23 protein-coding genes, 1 tRNA gene and 1 riboswitch are annotated in these 19,998 nt (G+C 69.3%); of the genes, 12 read left to right on the forward strand and 12 right to left on the reverse strand.

Features of this window, described 5'->3' with window-relative positions; all coding sequences use genetic code 11:
• Positions 1-174 precede the first annotated feature (174 nt).
• Entirely contained in the window at positions 175-2,580 is a 2,406-nt protein-coding gene (locus ABT367_RS21635) for a transglycosylase domain-containing protein (protein ID WP_352254709.1), read from the forward strand.
• Between the two features lie 105 nt (positions 2,581-2,685).
• On the opposite strand, the gene ABT367_RS21640 is transcribed toward ABT367_RS21635, so the two are convergent.
• Together ABT367_RS21640 and ABT367_RS21645 are read right to left on the reverse strand one after the other, a co-directional pair.
• Positions 2,686-3,027, reverse strand: a complete 342-nt coding sequence (locus tag ABT367_RS21640; protein WP_199549543.1) for a GroES family chaperonin — start codon at positions 3,025-3,027, stop codon at positions 2,686-2,688.
• A gap of 53 nt (positions 3,028-3,080) precedes the next feature.
• Positions 3,081-3,401, reverse strand: coding sequence for a DUF3618 domain-containing protein (locus tag ABT367_RS21645; RefSeq protein WP_352254710.1), 321 nt, complete (start codon positions 3,399-3,401; stop codon positions 3,081-3,083).
• Positions 3,402-3,530: 129 nt separating this feature from the next.
• On the opposite strand from ABT367_RS21645, the gene bcp reads away from it, so the two are divergent.
• The 4 genes from bcp to ABT367_RS21665 all read left to right on the forward strand — a co-directional run bounded on the left by bcp (position 3,531) and on the right by ABT367_RS21665 (position 5,329).
• Positions 3,531-3,998 carry a thioredoxin-dependent thiol peroxidase gene (gene bcp, locus ABT367_RS21650; protein ID WP_352254711.1) on the forward strand — a complete coding sequence of 156 codons (468 nt, stop codon included), beginning with the start codon at positions 3,531-3,533 and terminating at the stop codon, positions 3,996-3,998.
• Positions 3,999-4,140: 142 nt separating this feature from the next.
• Positions 4,141-4,761 (forward strand): HNH endonuclease signature motif containing protein, encoded by a 621-nt coding sequence (locus ABT367_RS21655; protein ID WP_352254712.1) that lies wholly within the window; start codon positions 4,141-4,143, stop codon positions 4,759-4,761.
• On the forward strand, positions 4,758-5,243 hold the full coding sequence (locus ABT367_RS21660) for an HNH endonuclease signature motif containing protein (RefSeq protein ID WP_352254713.1): 486 nt from the start codon (positions 4,758-4,760) through the stop codon (positions 5,241-5,243). Before ABT367_RS21655 ends, ABT367_RS21660 begins: the two co-directional genes overlap by 4 nt.
• Before the next feature lie 11 nt (positions 5,244-5,254).
• Positions 5,255-5,329 (forward strand) — tRNA-Leu (locus ABT367_RS21665).
• Positions 5,330-5,382: 53 nt separating this feature from the next.
• Here ABT367_RS21665 and ABT367_RS21670 read toward each other — a convergent pair.
• Positions 5,383-6,681, reverse strand: a complete 1,299-nt coding sequence (locus ABT367_RS21670; protein ID WP_352254714.1) for a PTS transporter subunit EIIC — start codon at positions 6,679-6,681, stop codon at positions 5,383-5,385.
• Between the two features lie 147 nt (positions 6,682-6,828).
• Between ABT367_RS21670 and ABT367_RS21675 the strand changes: the two genes are divergently transcribed.
• The 6 genes from ABT367_RS21675 (at position 6,829) to ABT367_RS21700 (ending at position 11,760) form a co-directional block, all read left to right on the forward strand.
• The gene (locus tag ABT367_RS21675; protein WP_267913050.1) at positions 6,829-7,152 is read left to right on the forward strand and encodes a PTS glucose/sucrose transporter subunit IIB; all 324 of its coding nucleotides are present in this window, start codon (positions 6,829-6,831) and stop codon (positions 7,150-7,152) included.
• Between the two features lie 93 nt (positions 7,153-7,245).
• Positions 7,246-7,980, forward strand: coding sequence for a ribonuclease PH (rph, locus tag ABT367_RS21680; protein ID WP_352254715.1), 735 nt, complete (start codon positions 7,246-7,248; stop codon positions 7,978-7,980).
• 101 nt (positions 7,981-8,081) lie between these two features.
• A complete protein-coding gene (locus ABT367_RS21685; protein WP_352254716.1) occupies positions 8,082-8,468 on the forward strand; it encodes a hypothetical protein in 387 nt (128 codons plus the stop codon).
• Between the two features lie 140 nt (positions 8,469-8,608).
• Positions 8,609-9,211, forward strand: coding sequence for an RdgB/HAM1 family non-canonical purine NTP pyrophosphatase (rdgB, locus tag ABT367_RS21690; protein WP_352254717.1), 603 nt, complete (start codon positions 8,609-8,611; stop codon positions 9,209-9,211).
• A gap of 321 nt (positions 9,212-9,532) precedes the next feature.
• Complete coding sequence (locus ABT367_RS21695; RefSeq protein WP_352254734.1) at positions 9,533-10,750, forward strand: PTS transporter subunit EIIC; 1,218 nt, start codon at positions 9,533-9,535, stop codon at positions 10,748-10,750.
• 92 nt (positions 10,751-10,842) lie between these two features.
• Complete coding sequence (locus tag ABT367_RS21700) at positions 10,843-11,760, forward strand: hypothetical protein (protein WP_352254718.1); 918 nt, start codon at positions 10,843-10,845, stop codon at positions 11,758-11,760.
• A 30-nt stretch (positions 11,761-11,790) separates the two neighbouring features.
• On the opposite strand, the gene ABT367_RS21705 is transcribed toward ABT367_RS21700, so the two are convergent.
• Positions 11,791-12,546: an MBL fold metallo-hydrolase gene (locus tag ABT367_RS21705; protein WP_352254719.1), complete on the reverse strand. Its 756-nt coding sequence runs from the start codon at positions 12,544-12,546 to the stop codon at positions 11,791-11,793.
• 199 nt (positions 12,547-12,745) lie between these two features.
• Between ABT367_RS21705 and ABT367_RS21710 the strand changes: the two genes are divergently transcribed.
• Positions 12,746-13,201 carry a type II toxin-antitoxin system PemK/MazF family toxin gene (locus tag ABT367_RS21710; protein ID WP_352254720.1) on the forward strand — a complete coding sequence of 152 codons (456 nt, stop codon included), beginning with the start codon at positions 12,746-12,748 and terminating at the stop codon, positions 13,199-13,201.
• Between the two features lie 222 nt (positions 13,202-13,423).
• Here the strand turns inward: ABT367_RS21710 and ABT367_RS21715 are convergent, their stop codons facing one another.
• The 8 genes from ABT367_RS21715 to ABT367_RS21750 all read right to left on the reverse strand — a co-directional run bounded on the left by ABT367_RS21715 (position 13,424) and on the right by ABT367_RS21750 (position 19,998).
• Positions 13,424-14,374, reverse strand: a complete 951-nt coding sequence (locus tag ABT367_RS21715; protein WP_352254721.1) for a PLP-dependent cysteine synthase family protein — start codon at positions 14,372-14,374, stop codon at positions 13,424-13,426.
• Position 14,375: 1 nt separating this feature from the next.
• Entirely contained in the window at positions 14,376-14,654 is a 279-nt protein-coding gene (locus tag ABT367_RS21720; protein WP_352254722.1) for a MoaD/ThiS family protein, read from the reverse strand.
• Between the two features lie 151 nt (positions 14,655-14,805).
• Positions 14,806-14,907, reverse strand: a complete 102-nt coding sequence (locus ABT367_RS21725) for a putative leader peptide (protein ID WP_328707661.1) — start codon at positions 14,905-14,907, stop codon at positions 14,806-14,808.
• A 44-nt stretch (positions 14,908-14,951) separates the two neighbouring features.
• Positions 14,952-15,764: an ABC transporter ATP-binding protein gene (locus tag ABT367_RS21730; RefSeq protein WP_352254723.1), complete on the reverse strand. Its 813-nt coding sequence runs from the start codon at positions 15,762-15,764 to the stop codon at positions 14,952-14,954.
• Positions 15,765-16,787: a FecCD family ABC transporter permease gene (locus ABT367_RS21735; protein WP_352254724.1), complete on the reverse strand. Its 1,023-nt coding sequence runs from the start codon at positions 16,785-16,787 to the stop codon at positions 15,765-15,767. It abuts the gene before it with no gap.
• A complete protein-coding gene (locus ABT367_RS21740; RefSeq protein WP_352254725.1) occupies positions 16,784-17,782 on the reverse strand; it encodes an ABC transporter substrate-binding protein in 999 nt (332 codons plus the stop codon). The genes ABT367_RS21735 and ABT367_RS21740 overlap by 4 nt, the downstream gene beginning before the upstream one ends.
• 38 nt (positions 17,783-17,820) lie before the next feature.
• A riboswitch (cobalamin riboswitch) is annotated at positions 17,821-17,990 on the reverse strand.
• On the reverse strand, positions 17,962-18,384 hold the full coding sequence (locus ABT367_RS21745; protein ID WP_165330694.1) for a Mov34/MPN/PAD-1 family protein: 423 nt from the start codon (positions 18,382-18,384) through the stop codon (positions 17,962-17,964). It overlaps the preceding riboswitch by 29 nt.
• A 156-nt stretch (positions 18,385-18,540) precedes the next feature.
• A complete protein-coding gene (locus ABT367_RS21750) occupies positions 18,541-19,998 on the reverse strand; it encodes an amino acid permease (RefSeq protein WP_352254726.1) in 1,458 nt (485 codons plus the stop codon).

The raw sequence follows: 19,998 nt of genomic DNA on the forward strand, positions 1-19,998 counted from the left end.
CTCCCGGCCACGCGTCAACAGGCCGCCGGCCGACCGGCGGCAGCCAAAGACGACGACCCTAGCCGCGCACGGCAACCGGGCGCCACGCGTTTTCACTCATCCGGCCGACCGCACGGCCGTCCGGGGCGCGCGGCGCAGACGGGGCGCATACGACCTGATGCCAAGGTGTCTGACATGAGCGACGAGCCGCGTGAGCAGGAGGGGCCACAGCAGGGGTGGGCCCCCCGTGAGCCGGAGCCTGCCGGGGCTCCGGGGCCCGGTCCCGAATCCGCATCGGCCCCGGCTCCCAAGGGCAGGAAGAACCGCAAGCGCACCGGCTGGCGCCGCGCCCTGCCCACCTGGCGGATGGTTCTCGGCACCTTCCTGCTCCTGTGCCTGCTGATCGGCGGCGCACTCGTCGCCGGCTACATGCTCGTCGACATCCCGCCCGCCAACGCCGCCGCGACCGCCCAGACCAACGTCTACCTGTACGCCGACGGCAAACCGCTCGCCCGTGACGGCGACGTCAACCGCGAGAACATCCCGCTCGCCCAAGTCCCCGAGAACGTACGGCAGGCGGTGCTCGCCGCCGAGGACCGCGACTTCTACTCCGAGTCCGCCGTCGACCCCAAGGCGATGCTGCGCGCGGCCTGGAACACCGTCACCGGCAAGGGCAAGCAGTCCGGTTCGACGATCACCCAGCAGTACGTGAAGAACTACTACCTCAACCAGGACCAGACGATCGGCCGCAAGGTGAAGGAGTTCTTCATCGCGATCAAACTGGGCCGCGAGGTCAGCAAGGACGACATCCTCGAGGGCTACCTCAACACCAGCTACTTCGGGCGCAACGCGTACGGCATCTCCGCCGCCGCCCACGCGTACTACGACAAGAAGCCCGAGGACCTGACCACCGCCGAGGGCGCGTACCTCGCGACGCTCCTCAACTCCCCCAGTGCGTACGACGTGACGGCGCACCCCGAGAACAAGCCGCGGGCCGTGGCCCGCTGGAACTACGTGCTCGACGGCATGGTCAAGGAGAAGTGGCTGGCCCCCGCGGACCGTGCGCGGATGAAGTTCCCCGACCCCGAGGCCGAAGCGGGCACGTCATCGGGTCTGTCCGGGCAGCGCGGCTACCTGGTGAACGCCGTCAAGGACTACCTCCTGGCCAACGAGATCGTCGACGAGGACGAACTCAAGAGCGGCGGCTACCGCATCACCACCACGATCGACTCCGACCAGCAGGACGCCTTCGTCAAGGCCGTCGACGACCAGCTGATGTCCAAGCTCGACAAGGACGCCCGCAAGATCGACCGCAAGGTTCGGGCGGGAGGCGCCGCCATCGACCCCGCGACCGGCCGGGTCACCGCGCTCTACGGCGGGATCGACTACGTCAAGCAGTTCACCAACAACGCCACCCGGCGCGACTACCAGGCCGGCTCCACCTTCAAGGCTTTCGTCCTCGCCTCGGCGTTCGACAACGACTCCACCACCCAGGACGGCCGTCCGATCACCCCGAACACCATCTACGACGGCACCAGCGGCCGCCCCGTACAAGGGTGGAACGGCGAGCGGTTCGCGCCCGAGAACGAGGACCACGTCGACTACGGGAACATCACCGTGCGCACCGCCGCCGAGAAGTCCGTCAACTCGGTGTTCGCGCAAATGGCCGTCGACGTCGGCTCGGACAAGGTGATGGACACCTCCATCGACCTCGGCATCCCCAGGACCACCCCGGGCCTCGGCCCGTACCCCTCGATCTCGCTCGGCACCCCGACCGCCAGCGTCCTCGACGTCGCCCAGGCGTACGCGACCCTCGCCAACCACGGCCGGCACGGCACCTTCGCGCTCGTCGACAAGCTCGAGAAGAACGGCAAGGAGATCGCGCTCCCCGCCCGGGACACCGAGCAGGTCATCTCCCGCGCGGCCGCCGACACCACCACCTCCGTACTGCAGTCGGTGGTCGACGCCGGCACCGGCTCCGCCGCACTCGCCGCGGGCCGCCCGGCCGCGGGCAAGACGGGCACGGCGGAGGAGGACAAGGCCGCCTGGTTCGCGGGCTACACCCCCGAACTCGCCACCGTCGTCGCGGTGATGGGCCAGGACCCCGACACGGCCGTCCAGACCCCCCTGTACGGGGCGCTGGGCCAGCCACGGATGAACGGCGGCGCATATCCGGCACGGATCTGGGCCCAGTTCACCCGCACGGCACTGGCGGGCAAGCCCGTGCAGAACTTCGACCTGGAGATCCCGTCCGGCTCCGAGGAACCGCCGCCGCCGCCGCCCACCATCCCGCCGCAGGACGGCGGGACCGAGGGCACCGACGAAGGCCGGACCCAGGGGCAGGACCAGGGGCAGACCCAAGGCACCGACCAAGGTCGGACCCAGGGCCAGGACCAGGGGCAGACGCAGGGCACCGACCAAGGCCAGGACCAGGGGCAGACCCAGGGCGCCGACCAAGGGCCGACCCAGGGCCAGACCCAGGGCCAGGTCCAGGGCCAGACCAACGGAGGCACCGACGGCGGGGCCGATGTCGCAGGGCAGGACGGCGGACAGGGCGAGGACGGGAGCGAGGGCGGCGGCGCGGACGCCGGGAGTACGTAGGCGCCGGCGCGCCCGGACGGCATGCGGACGCCCTGCAGACGGCATACGGGGAGGGGCCGGCGAAAAGATTCGCCGGCCCCTCCCCGTATGCCGGAAAAACCGGGCCTAGAGGTATAGGCCGGTGGAGTCCTCCGAGCCCTCGAAGCGGTCGGCCGCGACGGCATGCAGATCCCGCTCACGCATCAGCACATAGGCGACCCCGCGGACCTCGACCTCGGCGCGGTCCTCCGGGTCGTACAGGACGCGGTCACCCGGTTCGACCGCGCGTACGTTCTGCCCGACGGCGACGACCTCCGCCCAGGCGAGCCGCCGGCCCACGGCCGCGGTCGCGGGGATCACGATCCCGCCGGTCGAACGCCGCTCGCCCTCGATGGTGTCCGTCCGCACGAGGACCCGGTCGTGCAGCATCCGGATGGGCAACTTGTCGTGATGGGTGTTCGCGCTCACGCCCCGAACCTACCTGCCTCCATGTCGGCCGTACGCCCCAGGGTCAGGGCCTTCTAGCCCCTGCGGCGGCGGGATCCCAGGGCCAGCAGACCCACGACCCCGACGACGAGCAGCGCCACCGGCACCACCCGTTCCATGCGCGGTGCACCGTCACCGTCGACGAACTGCGACTTCACCTCGCTGACCGCCCGGTTCGCGCTCACGTACGCGCGCCCGAGAGTCTGGTCGACACCGCCGACGAAACGGGCCTTCGCATCCCCGACGATCGTCTTCGGATGCATCCGCACCCCGATCTCGTCCAGGGTTTCGGCCAGCTGGGTGCGCCGCCGCTTGATGTCCGCCTCGATCTCAGCGGGGGTCCTGGCATCCGACACCGCGCCGCCTCCGTAATGTCGTACGTCTCTGGGAAGAGACAGTCTGTCAGTTCCCACGACCCGGTACCTCACGGCAGCCCCGTTACGCTCATTGCGTACCGATCCCGACCGCATCGAGGAGTCCGACCGATGAGCGAGCGCCTGCAGCCCGGCGACACCGCCCCCGCCTTCACCCTGCCCGACGCGGACGGCAACGAGGTCTCCCTCGCCGCGCACAAGGGCCGCAAGGTCATCGTCTACTTCTACCCGGCGGCCCTGACCCCCGGCTGCACCAAGCAGGCCTGCGACTTCACGGACAACCTCGACGCGCTCACCACCGCGGGCTACGACGTCATCGGCGTCTCGCCGGACAAGCCGGAGAAGCTCGCGAAGTTCCGCGACAAGGAGAACCTCAAGGTCACCCTGGTCGGCGACCCGTCGAAGGAAACCCTTCAGGCCTACGGCGCCTTCGGCGAGAAGAAGCTCTACGGCAAGGTCGTCACGGGCGTCATCCGCTCGACGATCGTGGTCGACGAGGCGGGCAAGGTCGAGCACGCCTTCTACAACGTGAAGGCGACGGGCCACGTCGCCAAGATCATGCGGGATCTGGGGGTCTGAGGCTCCCGTTCGGCGCCTTGTGACGGCCCGTATCGCTTGCTTCGGCAAGCGGTACGGGCCGTTCCGCATTCCGGGCGTGACTGTCCGATTTCGGATCGTTAGTCCGTGCGAGGACGAGAACGGGAGACCGAAGGGGTGGGCCATGACGCGGCAGCGCTTTACGCAGGAGTTGCTGGAACGGGCGGCACGTGAGGCGAGCACCTGGGATGAGGCTGTGCGGCTTTGCGGGGGTGACCCAACGGGTGACAGCCGTCGCTACTTACGCAAGAAACTGCTTGACGCGGAGATCGACTTCTCGCATCTGCAGTCTGGACAGGTGCGGCACACAGAGGACGCGCTCAGGACTGCTGTCGCGAACTCAAACAGCATCCAAGACGTCGTGCGCCATCTCGGAATCAGCAATGTCGGCGGCAACCAGGCGCATATCGGCCGCCGTATCGCGGCACACGGGATTGATACGTCCCATTTCACGCAAGCCAAGCGACGACCTAAGGGCGCACTCGGCGACCCACTGACGTTGCGGCCACGCGAAGAGCCGCGCATTCCGGGCAAGCGGCTCCGCCGGGAGTTGCTGCGCCTCGGCGTTCCAGAGCAATGCGCGATGTGCGAGCGAACGTATTGGTGCGAGCAGCAGATTCCATTGGAAGTCGACCACATCAACGGCGACTGGTGGGACAACCGCCCGGGCAACCTGCGCCTCCTGTGCCCCAACTGCCATGCGACGACGGATACTTACCGCGGACGCCGCAGGAGAAGCACATGAGCCGGGGCGACGCGCTCTTCCCTGAGCGTGAACTCATCGAGGCCGTTGCCGCGTCACACAGCCTGGCCGATGTCATGCGACACATCGGCTACGGGGAATTAAACGGAACCGCACGAGCGAGGGCGAGACGCAGCATTGACGAGTACGGCCTGTCGACCGAGCACTTCACCGGGCAGGGACACCAAGCAGGCAAGCCGTCGCCCTACCGCATGAGCTGCGACGCGGTCCTTGTCCTCCTGCCGCCCGGGACACCTCGCACGTCGACCCCAATGTTGCGCCGGGCCCTGGATGACACCGGCAGGGTCCGCAAGTGCGCCAGGTGCGGGCTCGGTGACGAATGGAGAGGTCGGAGGCTGGTGCTGGAGATCGACCACATCAACGGTGACCGGCTCGACAACCGCCAGGAGAACCTGCGCTACCTCTGTCCCACCTGCCACAGCCAGACGGCAACCTTCTCGAAGCGACGCCGCACCACCAAGTAAAGTGACGCCAGGGGCCCGTATCCCAGCTGGCCAGAGGACGCCGGTTTAGGTCCGGTGTGTCGTGGGTTCGAGTCCCACCGGGCCCACGCGAAAAGGGCGCGACGTACAACACGTCGCGCCCTTCGCCGTAGGTCGGCCTCTACGCCTTGGTGTTCTCCTGCTCCAAGGCCTCCGCCTCCTCCTCGGGCTCACGCCCCGGCGTCTTGATGTCGAACTTCGTGATCGCGAAGCGGAAGACCGCGTAGTAGACGACCGCGAAGGCCAGGCCGATCGGGATGATCAGCCAGGGTTTCGTCGCCAGGCTCCAGTTGATGCCGTAGTCGATCAGGCCGGCCGAGAAGCTGAAGCCGTCCTTGACGCCGAGGGCCCAGGAGACGGCCATCGAGACACCGGTGAGCAGTGCGTGGACCGCATAGAGGGCTGGTGCGAGGAAGACGAAGGAGTACTCGATCGGTTCGGTGATGCCGGTGACGAACGAGGTCAGGGCGAGGGAGAACATCATGCCGCCGACCACCTTCCGGCGTTCGGGCCGGGCGCAGTGCACCATCGCGAGGCAGGCCGCGGGGAGGGCGAACATCATGATCGGGAAGAAGCCGGTCTGATAGATGCCCGCGCTCGGGTCGCCGCTGAGGAACATGTTGATGTCGCCGTGCACGACGGTGCCGTCGGGCTTGGTGAACGAGCCGAACTGGAACCACAGCGGGACGTTCAGGAACTGGTGGAGGCCGATCACCAGGAGGGCGCGGTTGGCGACGCCGAAGATGCCGGAGCCCCAGGCGCCGAGGCTCTCCAGCCAGTTGGAGAAGCTTTCGAGCGCGTCGCCGATCGCCGGCCAGATCCACAGGCACAGTGCGGCGAAGAGGATGCCGACGAACGCCATGATGATCGGCACGAGGCGGCGGCCGTTGAAGAAGCCGAGCCAGGAGACGAGCTTGGTGCGGTGGTAGCGGACCCAGAACCATGAGGCGAGCAGGCCCATGATGATGCCGCCGAAGACGCCTGGATTCTGGTACGTGAACGCGGTGACCGCGCCGTCCGCGGCCTGGCAGCCGGTGACGACAGCGGTGGCCCCGTCGGCGCAGTCCACCGGGAACTGGCGCAGGACCCCTCGGTAGACGAGGAAGCCGGCGACCGCGGCGAGGGCGGTGGAGCCGTCGGCCTTCTTGGCCATGCCGATGGCGACGCCGATGCAGAAGAGCAGCGGGAGGCCGAGGTCGGCGTCGAGGAGGGCGCCGCCGGCACCGGCGAAGACCTTGGCTACGTTGGTCCAGCCGAGGCCGTCGGCGCCGAAGACGTCCGGCTGGCCGAGCCGGTTGACAATGCCGGCCGCGGGGAGCACGGCGATCGGCAGCTGCAGGCTGCGTCCCATCTTCTGCAGCCCTTGGAAGAAGTTGCTCCAGGGGCTCGGCCGCGGTGCGGCTGCAGCGTTCGCGCTCATGGGCTTCCTCCGGAATAGGCCTGGCTCGGCGGCCGTTGTAGATTGGTGTAGACCAGTGAGGGACCGGCGTCGGCGCTCGCGCGGACAACCCGTGCGTACTCCGATGATCGACATCATTCGGTACGCCGGTAATGACCGCCCGCGAAGATGGGCCAACCGTGCGTTACCGTGTCAAAACGGACCAATGGTGGGCCGGCCGTCGCTTGCGAGAGCGCGCGAAAGATCAGGGAGAAAGACATGGCCACGAAGGCTGAGAAGATCGTTGCCGGCCTCGGCGGTATCGACAACATCGAAGAGGTCGAGGGCTGCATCACGCGCCTGCGCACCGAGGTTGTCGACGCCAGCAAGGTCGACGAGGCCGCCCTCAAGGCCGCCGGCGCCCACGGTGTCGTGAAGATGGGCACCGCGATCCAGGTCGTCATCGGAACGGACGCCGACCCGATCGCCGCGGACATCGAAGACATGATGTGAGCGACCGAGCTCGCCGAGCCCCCGGGCTCACCCGAAGGCCCCGTTCCGGACGACCGGATCGGGGCCTTCGCGCATGCCGCTAGGCTCGACCGCATGTCTCGTATCGACGGCCGCACCGCCGAATCCCTCCGCCCCGTCACCATCGAACGCGGATGGAGCAAGCACGCCGAAGGCTCCGTACTCGTCTCCTTCGGCGACACCAAGGTCTTCTGCACCGCCTCCGTCACCGAAGGCGTCCCGCGCTGGCGCAAGGGCAGCGGCGAGGGCTGGGTCACCGCCGAGTACTCGATGCTGCCGCGCTCCACGAACACCCGCGGCGACCGCGAGTCCGTCCGCGGCAAGATCGGCGGCCGTACCCACGAGATCTCCCGCCTCATCGGCCGCTCGCTGCGCGCCGTCGTCGACTACAAGGCGCTCGGCGAGAACACCATCGTCCTCGACTGCGATGTCCTGCAGGCCGACGGCGGCACCCGTACCGCCGCGATCACCGGTGCGTACGTGGCACTCGCCGACGCGGTCGCCTGGGCCCAGGGCAAGAAGCTGATCAAGCACGGGCGCAAGCCGCTCACCGACACGGTCTCCGCCGTCTCCGTCGGCATCGTGGACGGCGTCCCGCTGCTCGACCTCTGTTACGAGGAGGACGTGCGCGCCGAGACCGACATGAACGTGGTCTGCACCGGCGACGGCCGCTTCATCGAGGTCCAGGGCACCGCCGAGGCCGCGCCCTTCGCGCGCGACGAGCTCAACGCGCTGCTCGACCTCGCGGTCGCCGGCTGCGACGAACTCGCCGCGCTGCAGCGCAAGGCGCTCGAGCAGACGCTCGGCTGACACCGGCCGCGCAACCGTGCACGCCCTGCTGGGCGTTCTAAGGGATACGGGTGTACGGCGAGCCGCCGTGCACCCGTCCGCCAAAGGGGAGGAACCGTTCCATGGCCTCGCGCCACCGCCGTATCGCCCTGGCAGCCGCCAGTGCCGCGCTGCTCACGCCGTTCGTCATCGGCTGCAGCGCCATCGACAAGGCGCTCGACTGCGCCCAGACCGCGAGCGCCATCGCCCAGAGCGCCTCCGACCTGCAGCAGGCCGTTCAGGACGCGGCCGAGAACCCGCTCGAGGCCGACAAGGCGCTCGACGAGATCGACAAGAACCTCGACGAGATCACCGAGAAGACCGACAACACGGATGTCGGCAAGGCGGTCGACGACATCTCGGCCGCGGTGGACAACGTCCGCCAGGCGATCAAGGACGGCGACCCGACGCCGGATGTCGGTCCGGTGGTCGACGCGACGGGCGAGCTGACGAAGGCCTGCTCGCCGTAAGTGCCAGCGCGTACGCGGGGCCGGGTGGCTGCTGCCGCCCGGCCCCGCGTCGTATCCGGGTGTGCGCCTCATGGCCGGGTGAGCGCGTCATGGCCGGGTGCGTGCCTCACGGCCGGCGCCGGGGACGCGATAATCGCCCCATGACCCGCCTCATCCTCGCCACCCGCAATGCCGGAAAGATCACCGAGCTGCGCGCGATCCTCGCCGACGCCGGGCTCGCGCACGAGCTCGTCGGTGCCGACGCCTACCCCGAGATTCCGGACGTCAAGGAAACCGGCGTCACCTTCGCCGAGAACGCGCTGCTCAAGGCGCACGCCCTCGCCCAGGCCACCGGACTGCCCGCCGTCGCCGACGACTCCGGCCTCTGCGTGGACGTGCTCGGCGGCGCCCCCGGCATCTTCTCCGCCCGCTGGGCAGGGCGGCACGGCGACGACAAGGCCAACCTCGACCTTCTCCTCGCCCAGCTCTCGGACATCGATGGGCCCCACCGCGCCGCGCACTTCGCCTGCGCCGCGGCCCTCGCGCTGCCGGACGGCACGGAGCGCGTCGTCGAGGGCCGCCTGCGAGGGGTGCTCCGCCACGAGCCGGCCGGCGACGGCGGCTTCGGCTACGACCCGATCCTTCAGCCGGACGGCGAGACGCGGACGTGCGCGCAGCTGACGGCCGCGGAGAAGAACGCGATCAGCCACCGCGGGGAGGCGTTCCGTGCGTTGGTGCCGGTGGTGAAGGAACTGCTGGGCTGACCTTCACAAATCGGTAGCCTCGGGCGCCCAACTAGGGCCGCTGTACTGACGAAAGACCCCTGAATCGGCTCGGTTCAGGGGTCTTTTGTCATGTCTGTCCCGCTGTGTCCCAGGCCACTGGAATCGGAGGTTCCTTATCTGGTCTTCACCGTGTTACAACTGGTCTACACCACTAATTGGTGTAGACCACGCGGCCGATCGGCCGCGTCTTCTGAGCGACGTCGCCGTCCCCAAACTTCCTGTTCCAAGGCGGCGTCATGCCCACTGGAGGAAGTTGTGTCCACGGCTGCCGCCCCCGCGGCGAAGAAGGGCTCCGGCGCGATGGCTGTCATGCAGCGCATCGGCCGCAGCCTGATGCTGCCCGTTGCGGTGCTGCCCGCCGCCGCGCTCCTGCTGCGGTTCGGTCAGGCCGACATGCTCGGCGCTGACGGCCTCGGCTGGAACAAGCTCGCGAGCTACATGGCCGCCGGCGGTGGCGCGCTGCTCGACAACATGCCGCTGCTGTTCGCCGTCGGTATCGCGATCGGCTTCGCCAAGAAGTCGGACGGCTCCACGGCCCTCGCGGCCGTCACCGGTTACCTCGTCTTCCAGAAGGTGCTCGCCACCTTCACCGACAGCAACCTGCCGAAGGTCGCCGCGGTCGTCGACGGCAAGATCGTCATGAACGAGGCGCCGGTCAACGCCGGTGTGCTCGGCGGCGTGATCATGGGTGTCGTCGTCGCCCTGCTGTACCAGAAGTTCTACCGCACCAAGCTCCCCGACTGGGCGGGCTTCTTCGGCGGCCGCCGTCTCGTCCCGATCCTTTCCGCCTTCGCGGGCCTGGTCATCGGCATCGTCTTCGGTCTGATCTGGCCGGTCCTCGGCACCGGTCTGCACAACTTCGGTGAGTGGCTGGTCGGCTCCGGTTCGGTCGGCGCGGGCATCTTCGGTGTCGCCAACCGTGCGCTGATCCCGATCGGCATGCACCACCTGCTGAACTCCTTCCCGTGGTTCCAGGCGGGCAGCTTCGAGGTCGACGGCGCCACCTACTCCGGCGACATCGCCCGCTTCCTGCACGGCGACCCGACCGCGGGTCAGTTCATGACCGGCTTCTTCCCGATCATGATGTTCGCCCTCCCGGCGGCCTGCCTCGCGATCACCCACGCCGCTCGCCCCGAGCGCCGCAAGGTCGTCGGCGGCATGATGTTCTCGCTCGCCCTCACCGCGTTCGTCACCGGTGTCACCGAGCCGATCGAGTTCACCTTCATGTTCATCGCCCCGGTCCTGTACGCGATCCACGCGGTCCTCACCGGTGTCTCGATGGCGCTCACCTGGGCGCTCGGCATGCGGGACGGCTTCGGCTTCTCCGCCGGTGCGGTCGACTTCTTCCTGAACCTGGGCATCGCGGACAACCCGTGGGGTCTGGCCGGAATCGGCCTCTGCTTCGCGGTGGTCTACTACTTCATCTTCCGGTTCGCGATCACCAAGTTCAACATCCCGACCCCGGGCCGCGAGTCCGACGAGGAGCTCGCGGAGCTCCTCAAGGCCGAGGCGAAGTAAGCCTCAGCCTCACCCGAACGGGACCAAAGCCCCCGGCCGTTGTTACCAACGGTCGGGGGCTTTGCCCATTTCCTACCGATACGTTCGGTGGTATGACGACACGCATCCTCGACCTCGACCGCGACCAGCTCTGCGCCCTCAAGGGCCGCGAACTCACCGCCGCCGTAGCCGCCGCGGAGGGCCGCACCATGGTCGGCGAGGTGTTCGCCGAGCGCGCCGCGATGATCCCGAACCCCGGCGGGCGCGGTGTGCACAACATGGAGCTCGTCTCGGCGTTCGGCGCCGACATCGTCGTACTGAACCTCATCGAGCGCGCCTGGGACGGCGAGAAGCTGACGCTCCCCGGGCTCGGCGAGTTCGCCTCGTTCACCGAGCTGGCGCAGGTCGTCGGGCGCCCGATCGGCGTGAACCTGGAGCCCGGTGACGTACCGGAGATCCGGCGCGCCAAGCCCGAGTACGCCAAGCGTCTGATCGACATGGGGGCCGCGATGCTCTGCATCACCGCGAACCCCGGCACCGGCGGCACCTTCGAGGGCATGGCCCGGGTGACCGAGGAGCTGCGCAAGGGGCTCGGCGACGACGCGGCGCTGTGGAGCGGCAAGATGCACCACGCCGGACACATCGAGCGCGTCACCGTCCCGAAGCTGACCGCCCTGGTCGACGCGGGCGCCGACGGTGTGGTCATGCCGCTGCCCGGCACGATGCCCGGGGTCACCAGGGAGCTGGCCGCCGAAGGGGTCGCGGCCGTGCAGGACGCGGGCGCGATCGTGATGGGCGCCATCGGTACGAGCCAGGAGGGCAGTCATGCCAACGTGGTGCCCCAACTGGCCCTGAACGCCAAGGAGATCGGCTTCGACGCGCACCACTTCGGGGACTCGTACATCCCCGGCATGTGCGACCCGGAGCTGCTCTACGCGTACTCGGTGGCGATCCGCGGCCGCCGGCACACCTGGAACCGGATGGCCCTGTCCGGCCGCCGCCCCAGGAGCGGCGGACCGGCAGGGTCCTGACGGTCCGGATCCCGGTCCGGCCCTGGCGGATCAGATCTCGTAGACGGCCCCGGAGCGCGCGAGCTCGACCGGGCCGTCGAACGACTCCCGCGCGTCCCTCAGGTTGACCTGCGCGTCCGTCCACGGCGGGATGTGGGTCAGGACCAGGCGTCCCGCTCCCGCGCGCGTGGCGCTCACGCCCGCCTCGCGGCCGTTGAGGTGGAGGTCGGGGATGTCCTCCTTGCCGTGGATGAAGGAGGCCTCGCACAGGTAGAGGTCGGTTCCGGTGGCCAGCTCGTCGAGCTGGTCGCAGGCGCCGGTGTCGCCGGAGTAGACGAGTGAGCGGCCCTCGTGCTCGAGACGGATCGCGTACGCCTCCACGGGGTGCGCGACACGTTCCGTACGGACGGAGAAGGGGCCGATCTCGAACGCGGCACCCGGCTTGAGCGTCTGGAAGTCGAAGACCTCGCCCATCGCGGAGGAGTCGGGGGTGTCGCCGTAAGCCGTGGTCAGACGCTCTTCGGCGCCCTCGGGGGCGTGGACGGGGATGGCATCGCAACGGCCGCCTTCGTGGCGGTAGTAGCGCGCGACGAAGTACGCGCACATGTCGATGCAGTGGTCGGGGTGCAGATGGCTGAGGAAGATGGCGTCGAGGTCGTACAGACCGCAGTGGCGCTGCAGCTCGCCCAGGGCACCGTTGCCCATGTCGAGGAGCAGCCGGAAGCCGTCGGCCTCGACGAGGTAGCTCGAGCAGGCCGAGTCCGCGGACGGAAACGACCCCGAGCAGCCGACGACGGTGAGCTTCATGGAGACGGGAACCTCCGTGCTGGCAGGGCATGACGCGGGGCATGACGGGGGTCGTGCGGTTCGTTGAGCGTAAGGCGCAAAAGAGCGCGTCGCCCCTGCGTCATGGGCCGTTGTGGGGCAACTCACCTGCCCTGTCACCGGTTCGGATGGATCCGCTCCCGGCGCGCCGCCCGCCGCCCGCGCCGGTAGATTCATGCCCATGGACACGTCCTGGTGGCTCGCTCTGGCCGCCGTGGTCGCGATTGCGCTGGTCGCCGCGGTGGTGGACGGCCGGGCGCGGTCGCGCCGGCGCCCCGGGGGCGAGCGTCGGCCGCCCGGGCGGCCGCGGGGCTGGATTTCGGGTCGCACACCGCAGCCGGGCGAGATCTGGTGGGCGGACGTCCCCTACGAGGACGGGCCCGGCTCGAAGGACCGGCCGTGCCTGGTCCTGGAGCTGCGCGGCAGGAACGCCGTCGTCGTCAAGATCACGAGCAAGTACCACGACGAGCGGGCCGGGGTGATCCCGCTGCCGCCCGGCTCGGTGGGTGATGCGCAGGGGCGGCCGAGCTTCCTGGAGACGGACGAGCTGCGGTCGGTTCCTGTGTGGGCTTTCCGTCGCCGGGTGGGTGTGGTGGACCCGATCCTGTGGGACCAGGTCCGCCACCTGCACAGCTGAGGCGCCGGTCGAAAGCGCCTCCGTCGCGGTACGGCTCCGTCGAGGCCCGCTCCGTCGAGGCCCCGCTCCGTCCCGGTGCGTTCTCGTCGCTGGGTGCGGGCCGGTGGCGCCTGCGGCGGGCTTTCTCCCCCGCCCCGCCCCTTCCCGAAACCGGGGCTCCGCCCCCGGGCCCCCTGCATCCGAACTTCGTTCGGATCTGCTCAAACGCCGCAGGGGCTGGAATCACGCCCAGAGCTGGCCCTGCAACAGCTCGATGGCCTCCTCAGTGGAGGAAGCCGTGTAGATGCCCGTCGACAGGTACTTCCAGCCGCCGTCCGCGACCACGAAAGCGATGTCCGCGGACCGGCCCGCCTTGACCGCCTTCCTGCCGACGCCGATCGCCGCGTGGAGTGCCGCGCCCGTGGAGACGCCCGCGAAGATGCCCTCCTGCTGCAGGAGTTCGCGGGTGCGGGTCACCGCGTCCGCCGAGCCGACGGAGAAGCGCGTGGTGAGCACCGAGGAGTCGTAGAGCTCGGGGATGAAGCCCTCGTCGAGGTTGCGCAGGCCGTAGACCAGGTCGTCGTAGCGCGGTTCGGCGGCGACGATCGAGACGTCCGGCTTGTTCTCGCGCAGGTAGCGGCCGACGCCCATGAGGGTGCCCGTGGTGCCGAGGCCCGCGACGAAGTGCGTGATGGACGGGAGGTCGGCGAGGATCTCCGGGCCGGTCGTCGTGTAGTGCGCGCCCGCGTTGTCCGGGTTGCCGTACTGGTAGAGCATCACCCAGTCCGGGTGCTCCGCGGAGAGCTCCTTGGCCACCCGTACCGCCGTGTTGGAGCCGCCCGCGGCGGGCGAGGAGATGATCTCCGCGCCCCACATGGCGAGCAGTTCACGACGCTCGGACGAGGTGTTCTCCGGCATCACGCAGACGATCCGGTAGCCCTTGAGTCGCGCCGCCATCGCGAGCGAGATGCCCGTGTTGCCGCTGGTCGGCTCGAGGATGGTGCAGCCGGGCGTCAACCGGCCGTCCTTCTCGGCCTGTTCGATCATGTGCAGCGCGGGCCGGTCCTTGACGGAACCGGTCGGGTTGCGGTCCTCGAGCTTGGCCCAGATACGGACGTCGTCCGACGGCGAGAGCCGCGGCAGGCGCACCAGAGGGGTGTTGCCCACCGCGGCCAGCGGGGAGTCGTACCGCATCTCAGACCGAGCCGCCGGCGACCGCCGGGAGGATCGTGACGCTGTCGCCGTCGGCGAGCTTGGTGGAGATGCCGTCGAGGAAGCGCACGTCCTCGTCGTTCAGGTACACGTTCACGAAGCGGCGCAGCTTGCCCTCGTCCACGATGCGGGCCTCGATTCCCGAGTGCCGGGAATCGAGGTCGGCGAAGAGCTCGGCGAGGGTGTCCCCGCTGCCCTCCACGGCCTTCTCGCCGTCGGTGTAGGTGCGGAGGATGGTCGGGATGCGGACCTCGATGGCCATGGCTGCGGCTCCTGTTGGATACGGAAGTGTGGGTGCGCGCGGGCATGCGCGCGGACTGCGGTGGTACGCGGAGGAGTCGCCGTCTGCCGGGGCCGCGCCTGTCATGCGGCGGCTCGCGGCCCCCCACTGGAGCAGGGGTCGGCGGCAGGGGTCAGCGTGGACAGATGGCGCTGTTCAGCCTGCACAGGTCGACGTGAAGGCGCGCCACGAGCAGCATGCCCGGCGTCTTGTCACTCACGTCGTGTTGAACCATGCGGTCATCGTATCGATTCCCGGCCCGGATCCCGGAGTGTGATCTCAGATAGTGGATGATTTTCGTTCACCGACTGGACGAGGTCCGGCGGTGGCCGTCCCCGGGCCCGGCAGATACGTGACCGTCGGCGCCCCCGTCGCGGGGTGCACGCCCACGTCGGCGCTCACTCCGTAGACCTCGGCGAGCAGCTCGGCGGTGAGCACGTCGGCGGGCGGACCCGAGGCCACGACCGCCCCGCCCTGCAGCACGTACAGCCGGTCGCAGAAGTACGCGGCCAGGTTGAGGTCGTGCAGCGCGAGCAGGTTGGTGGTGCCGAGGCCGCGGACGAGCGTGAGGATGTCCAGCTGGTAGCGGATGTCGAGGTGGTTGGTGGGCTCGTCGAGCACGAGCAGGCCGGGCTGCTGCACCAACGCCCGGGCGACCAGGGCACGTTGGCGTTCGCCGCCGGACAGGCCGGGGAAGGCACGCCCGGCCAGGCCGAGTACGCCCACGCGGGCCAGCGCCTCGGTGACGAGCCGTTCGTCGGCGGCGGTGTCGGGCTCCCAGAACCGCTTGTGCGGGGAGCGGCCCATGGCGACGACCTCCCGTACGGTCAGCTCGAAGCCGGTCTGCCCGTCCTGCGGGACGGTCGCGATCCGCCGGGCGCGCTCCTTGGCGCCGGTGAGCTCCGCGCCGTCGACGAGCACCCGCCCCGCGCTCGCCCGCAGCGTTCCGTACACACAGCGGAGCAGGGTCGTCTTGCCGCTGCCGTTCGGACCGACGAGCCCGACGGTCTCGCCCGCGGCCGCGTGCAGGGTGACGGCGTCGACGAGGGTGCGGCCGCCGGTTTCGTACGAGAGTGACTCCACGTCGAGCATTTACGCCCCCACCCCTTCGGCGGAGCGGCCGCGGTGCAGCAGCCACAGGAAGAACGGTCCGCCGGTCAGGGCGGTGAGCACGCCGACCGGGATGTCCTGGGGCGCCGCGACCGTACGGGCCGCGAGGTCGGCCGCGACCAGGAACACCGCGCCGCCGAGCGCGGCCACGGGCAGCAGTCTGCGGTGGCTCGCGCCGACCACCATGCGGGCGGCGTGCGGCACCATCAGGCCGACGAAGCCGATGGCCCCGCTGTACGCGACGGCCGCCCCGGTGAGCAGCGAGGTGAGCACGAACACGGCGGCGCGGAAGCGGCTCGTGTCCAGGCCGAGCACGGTCGCGCCCTCCTCCCCCGCGAGCAGCAGATCGAGCGGCCGGGCGAGCGCGAGCATGATCAGGGTGCCGATCAGCAGGGTCGCGGCGGGCAGCGCGAGCACGTCCCAACGGGCGCTGCCGAGACCGCCGAGGGTCCAGTACAGGACCTCCTGGATGTGGTTGGCGTCGGCGGATGTGACCAGGAGCAGGCTGGTCAGGGCGGACAGGATGTACGCGACGGCGACTCCGGCGAGTACGAGCCGCGCCCCGGTCATGGCGCCTCCCCGTCCGCGCGCCAGGACGTAGACCAGGGCGAGCGAGGCCATCGCGCCCGCGAAGGCGGCGGCCGGGATCGTCACGGTCATCGCGGCGCCCGCGCCGATCCCGAGCACGATCACGGCCACCGCGCCCGCGGACGCCCCCGAGGAGACGCCGAGCAGGAACGGGTCGGCGAGCGGGTTGCGTACCAGCGCCTGCAATACGGTGCCGATGACCGCGAGCCCGGCTCCGATGACCGCGCCGAGCAGCACCCGGGGCAGCCGTACGTCGAGCACGATCGTGCGCAGCGGGCTCGGTTCGGCGCCGCCCGTGAGGATCCGTACGACCTCGGCCGGCGCGATCCGCACGGGGCCGAGCGCGAGCCCGGCGACGGCGGCCACCAGGAGTGCCGCCGCCAACGCGCTCACCACCACGAGGTAGCCGCGCCTCACCGCGCCACGTCCGGGTGGAGCTGGGCGGCCAGCTTCTCCACCGCGGCGGGGGCGCGGACGCCGAGGACCGCATCGGACAGGGGCAGCACGGCGAAGCGCTCGTTCTTGATCGCCGGTACGTCCGCGAGGGCCGGGTCCTCGAGCAGCCGCTTCTTCTTCTGGGCGACGGTCTGCGCGCCGTAGTCGTAGATCACGATGACCTCGGGGGCCCGCTCGACGACGTTCTCCCAGGAGGCGTCACCGAAGGACTTGTCCAGGTCGGCGAAGACATTGCGGCCGCCGGCCCGGGTGATGATCTCGTTGCCGATGCCCTGGCCGCCGGCGGTGAAGGCGGTCTTGTCGCCGCTGTCGTACACGAAGACGGAGAGCGGCTTCGCGCCCTTCAACTCCTTCGCGGTGGCGGCGAGTTCACGCTCCGCGCCACTCACCCAGTCATCCGCCCGCTCCCGCACGCCGAACGTGCGGCCGACCTCGCGCACCTCGCGATAGAGGTCGTCCATGGTGACCGCGGACTTCGCGCAGCCCTCGATGTTGAGCCGTGTCCCGATGCCGGACTTGGCGAGCGCGCCCCGCGAGCGGCCCTCGTTCCCGGCGAAGGCGCTGGCGTACCCGCCGTAGACGAAGTCCGGGTTCACGGACAGGAGCTTCTCGTACGAGGGGTACTCGTCGGCGAGGACCGGGCGGGACTCGTAGTCCTTCGCGTACTCGGGCAGGACCGCGTCGTCGAGGTAGGCGGTGCCCGCGATCCGGTCCTTGAGGCCGAGTTCGAGGAGCACCTCGGTGACGTGCTGGTTCATGGTGACGGCGCGCTCGGGCGGTGCGGTGAAGGTGGTCTTCACTCCGCAGTTCGTCACGGTGTACGGGAATCCGGCGGCGGTCGCCTGCGGCTTCGCGGAATCGGCGGCCGGGGCACAGGCGGCGAGCGGGACCAGCAGGGCGAGGGCGGTGAGAGCCCGCGTACGTACACATGCGCGTGGGGCTGTGAGCCAGGACATGGCGAGGCCTCCTCCGGGGATTTCCGCGTCCCCAGTCGGTGGAAAGAAGGCGGCAGGTCAGTTCCTGACTCTCCGGCCGGGCGCGTGCATCGGGGTGCACGTCGTCCTGACCGGTCACAGTGGCGGGACCGTCCCGGATTCACACCGGGTTCCTGGTCCTGCCGCCCCAAGGTCGAGGCTCAGTATGCCTGTACGACCTCGACCTCTTCCTCGGTGACCTCACCCTCGACGATCCGGTACGAGCGGAACTGGAACTCCCCCGCACCGTCGGCGTCGGCCGTGGACACCAGCACGTAGTGGGCGCCGGGCTCGTTCGCGTACGTGATGTCCGTACGGGACGGGTAGGCCTCGGTCGCCGTGTGCGAGTGGTAGACGATCACCGGCTCCTCGTCGCGGTCGTCCATCTCGCGGTAGAGCTTGAGCAGATCGCCCGAGTCGAACTCGTAGAACGTGGGCGAGCGGGCCGCGTTCAGCATCGGGATGAACCGCTCGGGGCGCCCTTCGCCGACCGGCCCGGCGACGACACCGCAGGCCTCGTCGGGGTGGTCCTCGCGGGCGTGCGCGACGATCTGGTCGTAGAGGGCCTGGGTGATGGTCAGCATGTCGCTGAGCATAAGCAGGTGGGCCGGGGATTCGAGATCCCCGGCCCACCTGGTGAGACGCGTACGTGAGACACGTACTGGAGACCGTGCGTCACGTGAGGAAGACACCGCCCGAGGACGGCCGCCCGGCAGGAAACGGCCGTCCCCAGGAAGGGCCTAGCTCTTCACGTCCTCCAGCTGCTTGGCGTTCTTGCGCTGGATGAACTGGTAGCCGATGAAGAGGATCAGCGCCCAGAGCGGAGCCGCGTACAGCGAGATCCGCGCGTCCTTGTCGATGCCCATCAGGACGATCACCAGGAAGATGAAGCCGAGCGCGAACCAGCTGGTGTACGGGGCGCCGGGGGCCTTGAAGGAGGACTGCGGCAGCTCGCCGCGGTCGGCCTTGGCGCGGTAGCGGATCTGGCTGATCAGGATCATGATCCAGGCCCACATGCCGGAGATGGTCGCGAAGGAGACGACGTAGTTGAACGCCTCGCCCGGCCACTCGTAGTTGATGTAGACGCCGACCAGCATCAGAGCGGCGGAGAACGAGGTGCCGGCGAGCGGCAGACCGTTCTTCGTCAGCTTGGTGAAGAACTTCGGGCCCTGGCCGTTGAGCGCGAGGTCGCGCAGCATGCGGCCGGTGGAGTACATGCCCGAGTTGCAGGAGGACAGGGCCGCGGTGAGCACCACGAAGTTCACGATCGCGGCACCGACGCCCAGGCCCATCTTCTCGAAGGCGGCCACGAACGGGCTGACTCCGGGCTGGAAGTGGGTCCACGGCACGACCGACAGGATCATGATCAGCGCGCCGACGTAGAAGACGGCGATACGCCACGGCACGGTGTTGATCGCCTTGGGCAGCACGGTCTTCGGGTCCTTGGACTCGCCCGCGGTCACACCGACCAGCTCGACGGCGAGGAAGGCGAACATGACCATCTGCAGGGTCATCAGGGTGGAGCCGATGCCGTTCGGGAAGAAGCCGCCCTGGTTCCAGAGCATGCCGACCGAAGCGGTGTCACCGGCGTCCGAGAAGCCGATGGTGAGGATGCCGGCGCAGATCAGGATCATGCCGATGATGGCGGTGACCTTGACCATCGAGAACCAGAACTCCAGCTCGCCGAAGAGCTTCACCGAGATCAGGTTCGCGCCGAAGAGGATGACCGTGAACAGCAGCGCGAACACCCATTGCGGCTGATCGAGCCAGCCGTCGGTGTTCTTGGTCCAGTACTGCATATACGCGGAGGCCGCGGTCACCTCGGTGATACCGGTGACGACCCAGAAGAGCCAGTACGTCCAGCCGGTCACGAAGCCCATGAACGGGCCGATGAATTCGCGTGCGTACTCCGAGAAGGAGCCCGACACCGGGCGGTACATGAGGAGCTCGCCGAGCGCGCGCATGATGAAGAAGATCACCAGGCCCGCGATGGCGTACGCGAGGATCAGGCTGGGCCCCGCCTTGTGGATGCCCTTGCCGGCGCCGAGGAACAGGCCGGTGCCGATGGCACCGCCGATCGCGATCATCTGGATCTGCCGGGCTCCCAGACCTCGCTGGTAACCCTCCGCGGACGTGCTCTCGCCGTCCGCCCCGGCCTCACTGCCGTCGTTCTGCTTGTCGACCTGCACTGAGGTCAT

Origin of the sequence: Streptomyces mesophilus (assembly GCF_040300965.1) — a bacterium.
GTDB lineage: Bacteria > Actinomycetota > Actinomycetes > Streptomycetales > Streptomycetaceae > Streptomyces > Streptomyces mesophilus_A.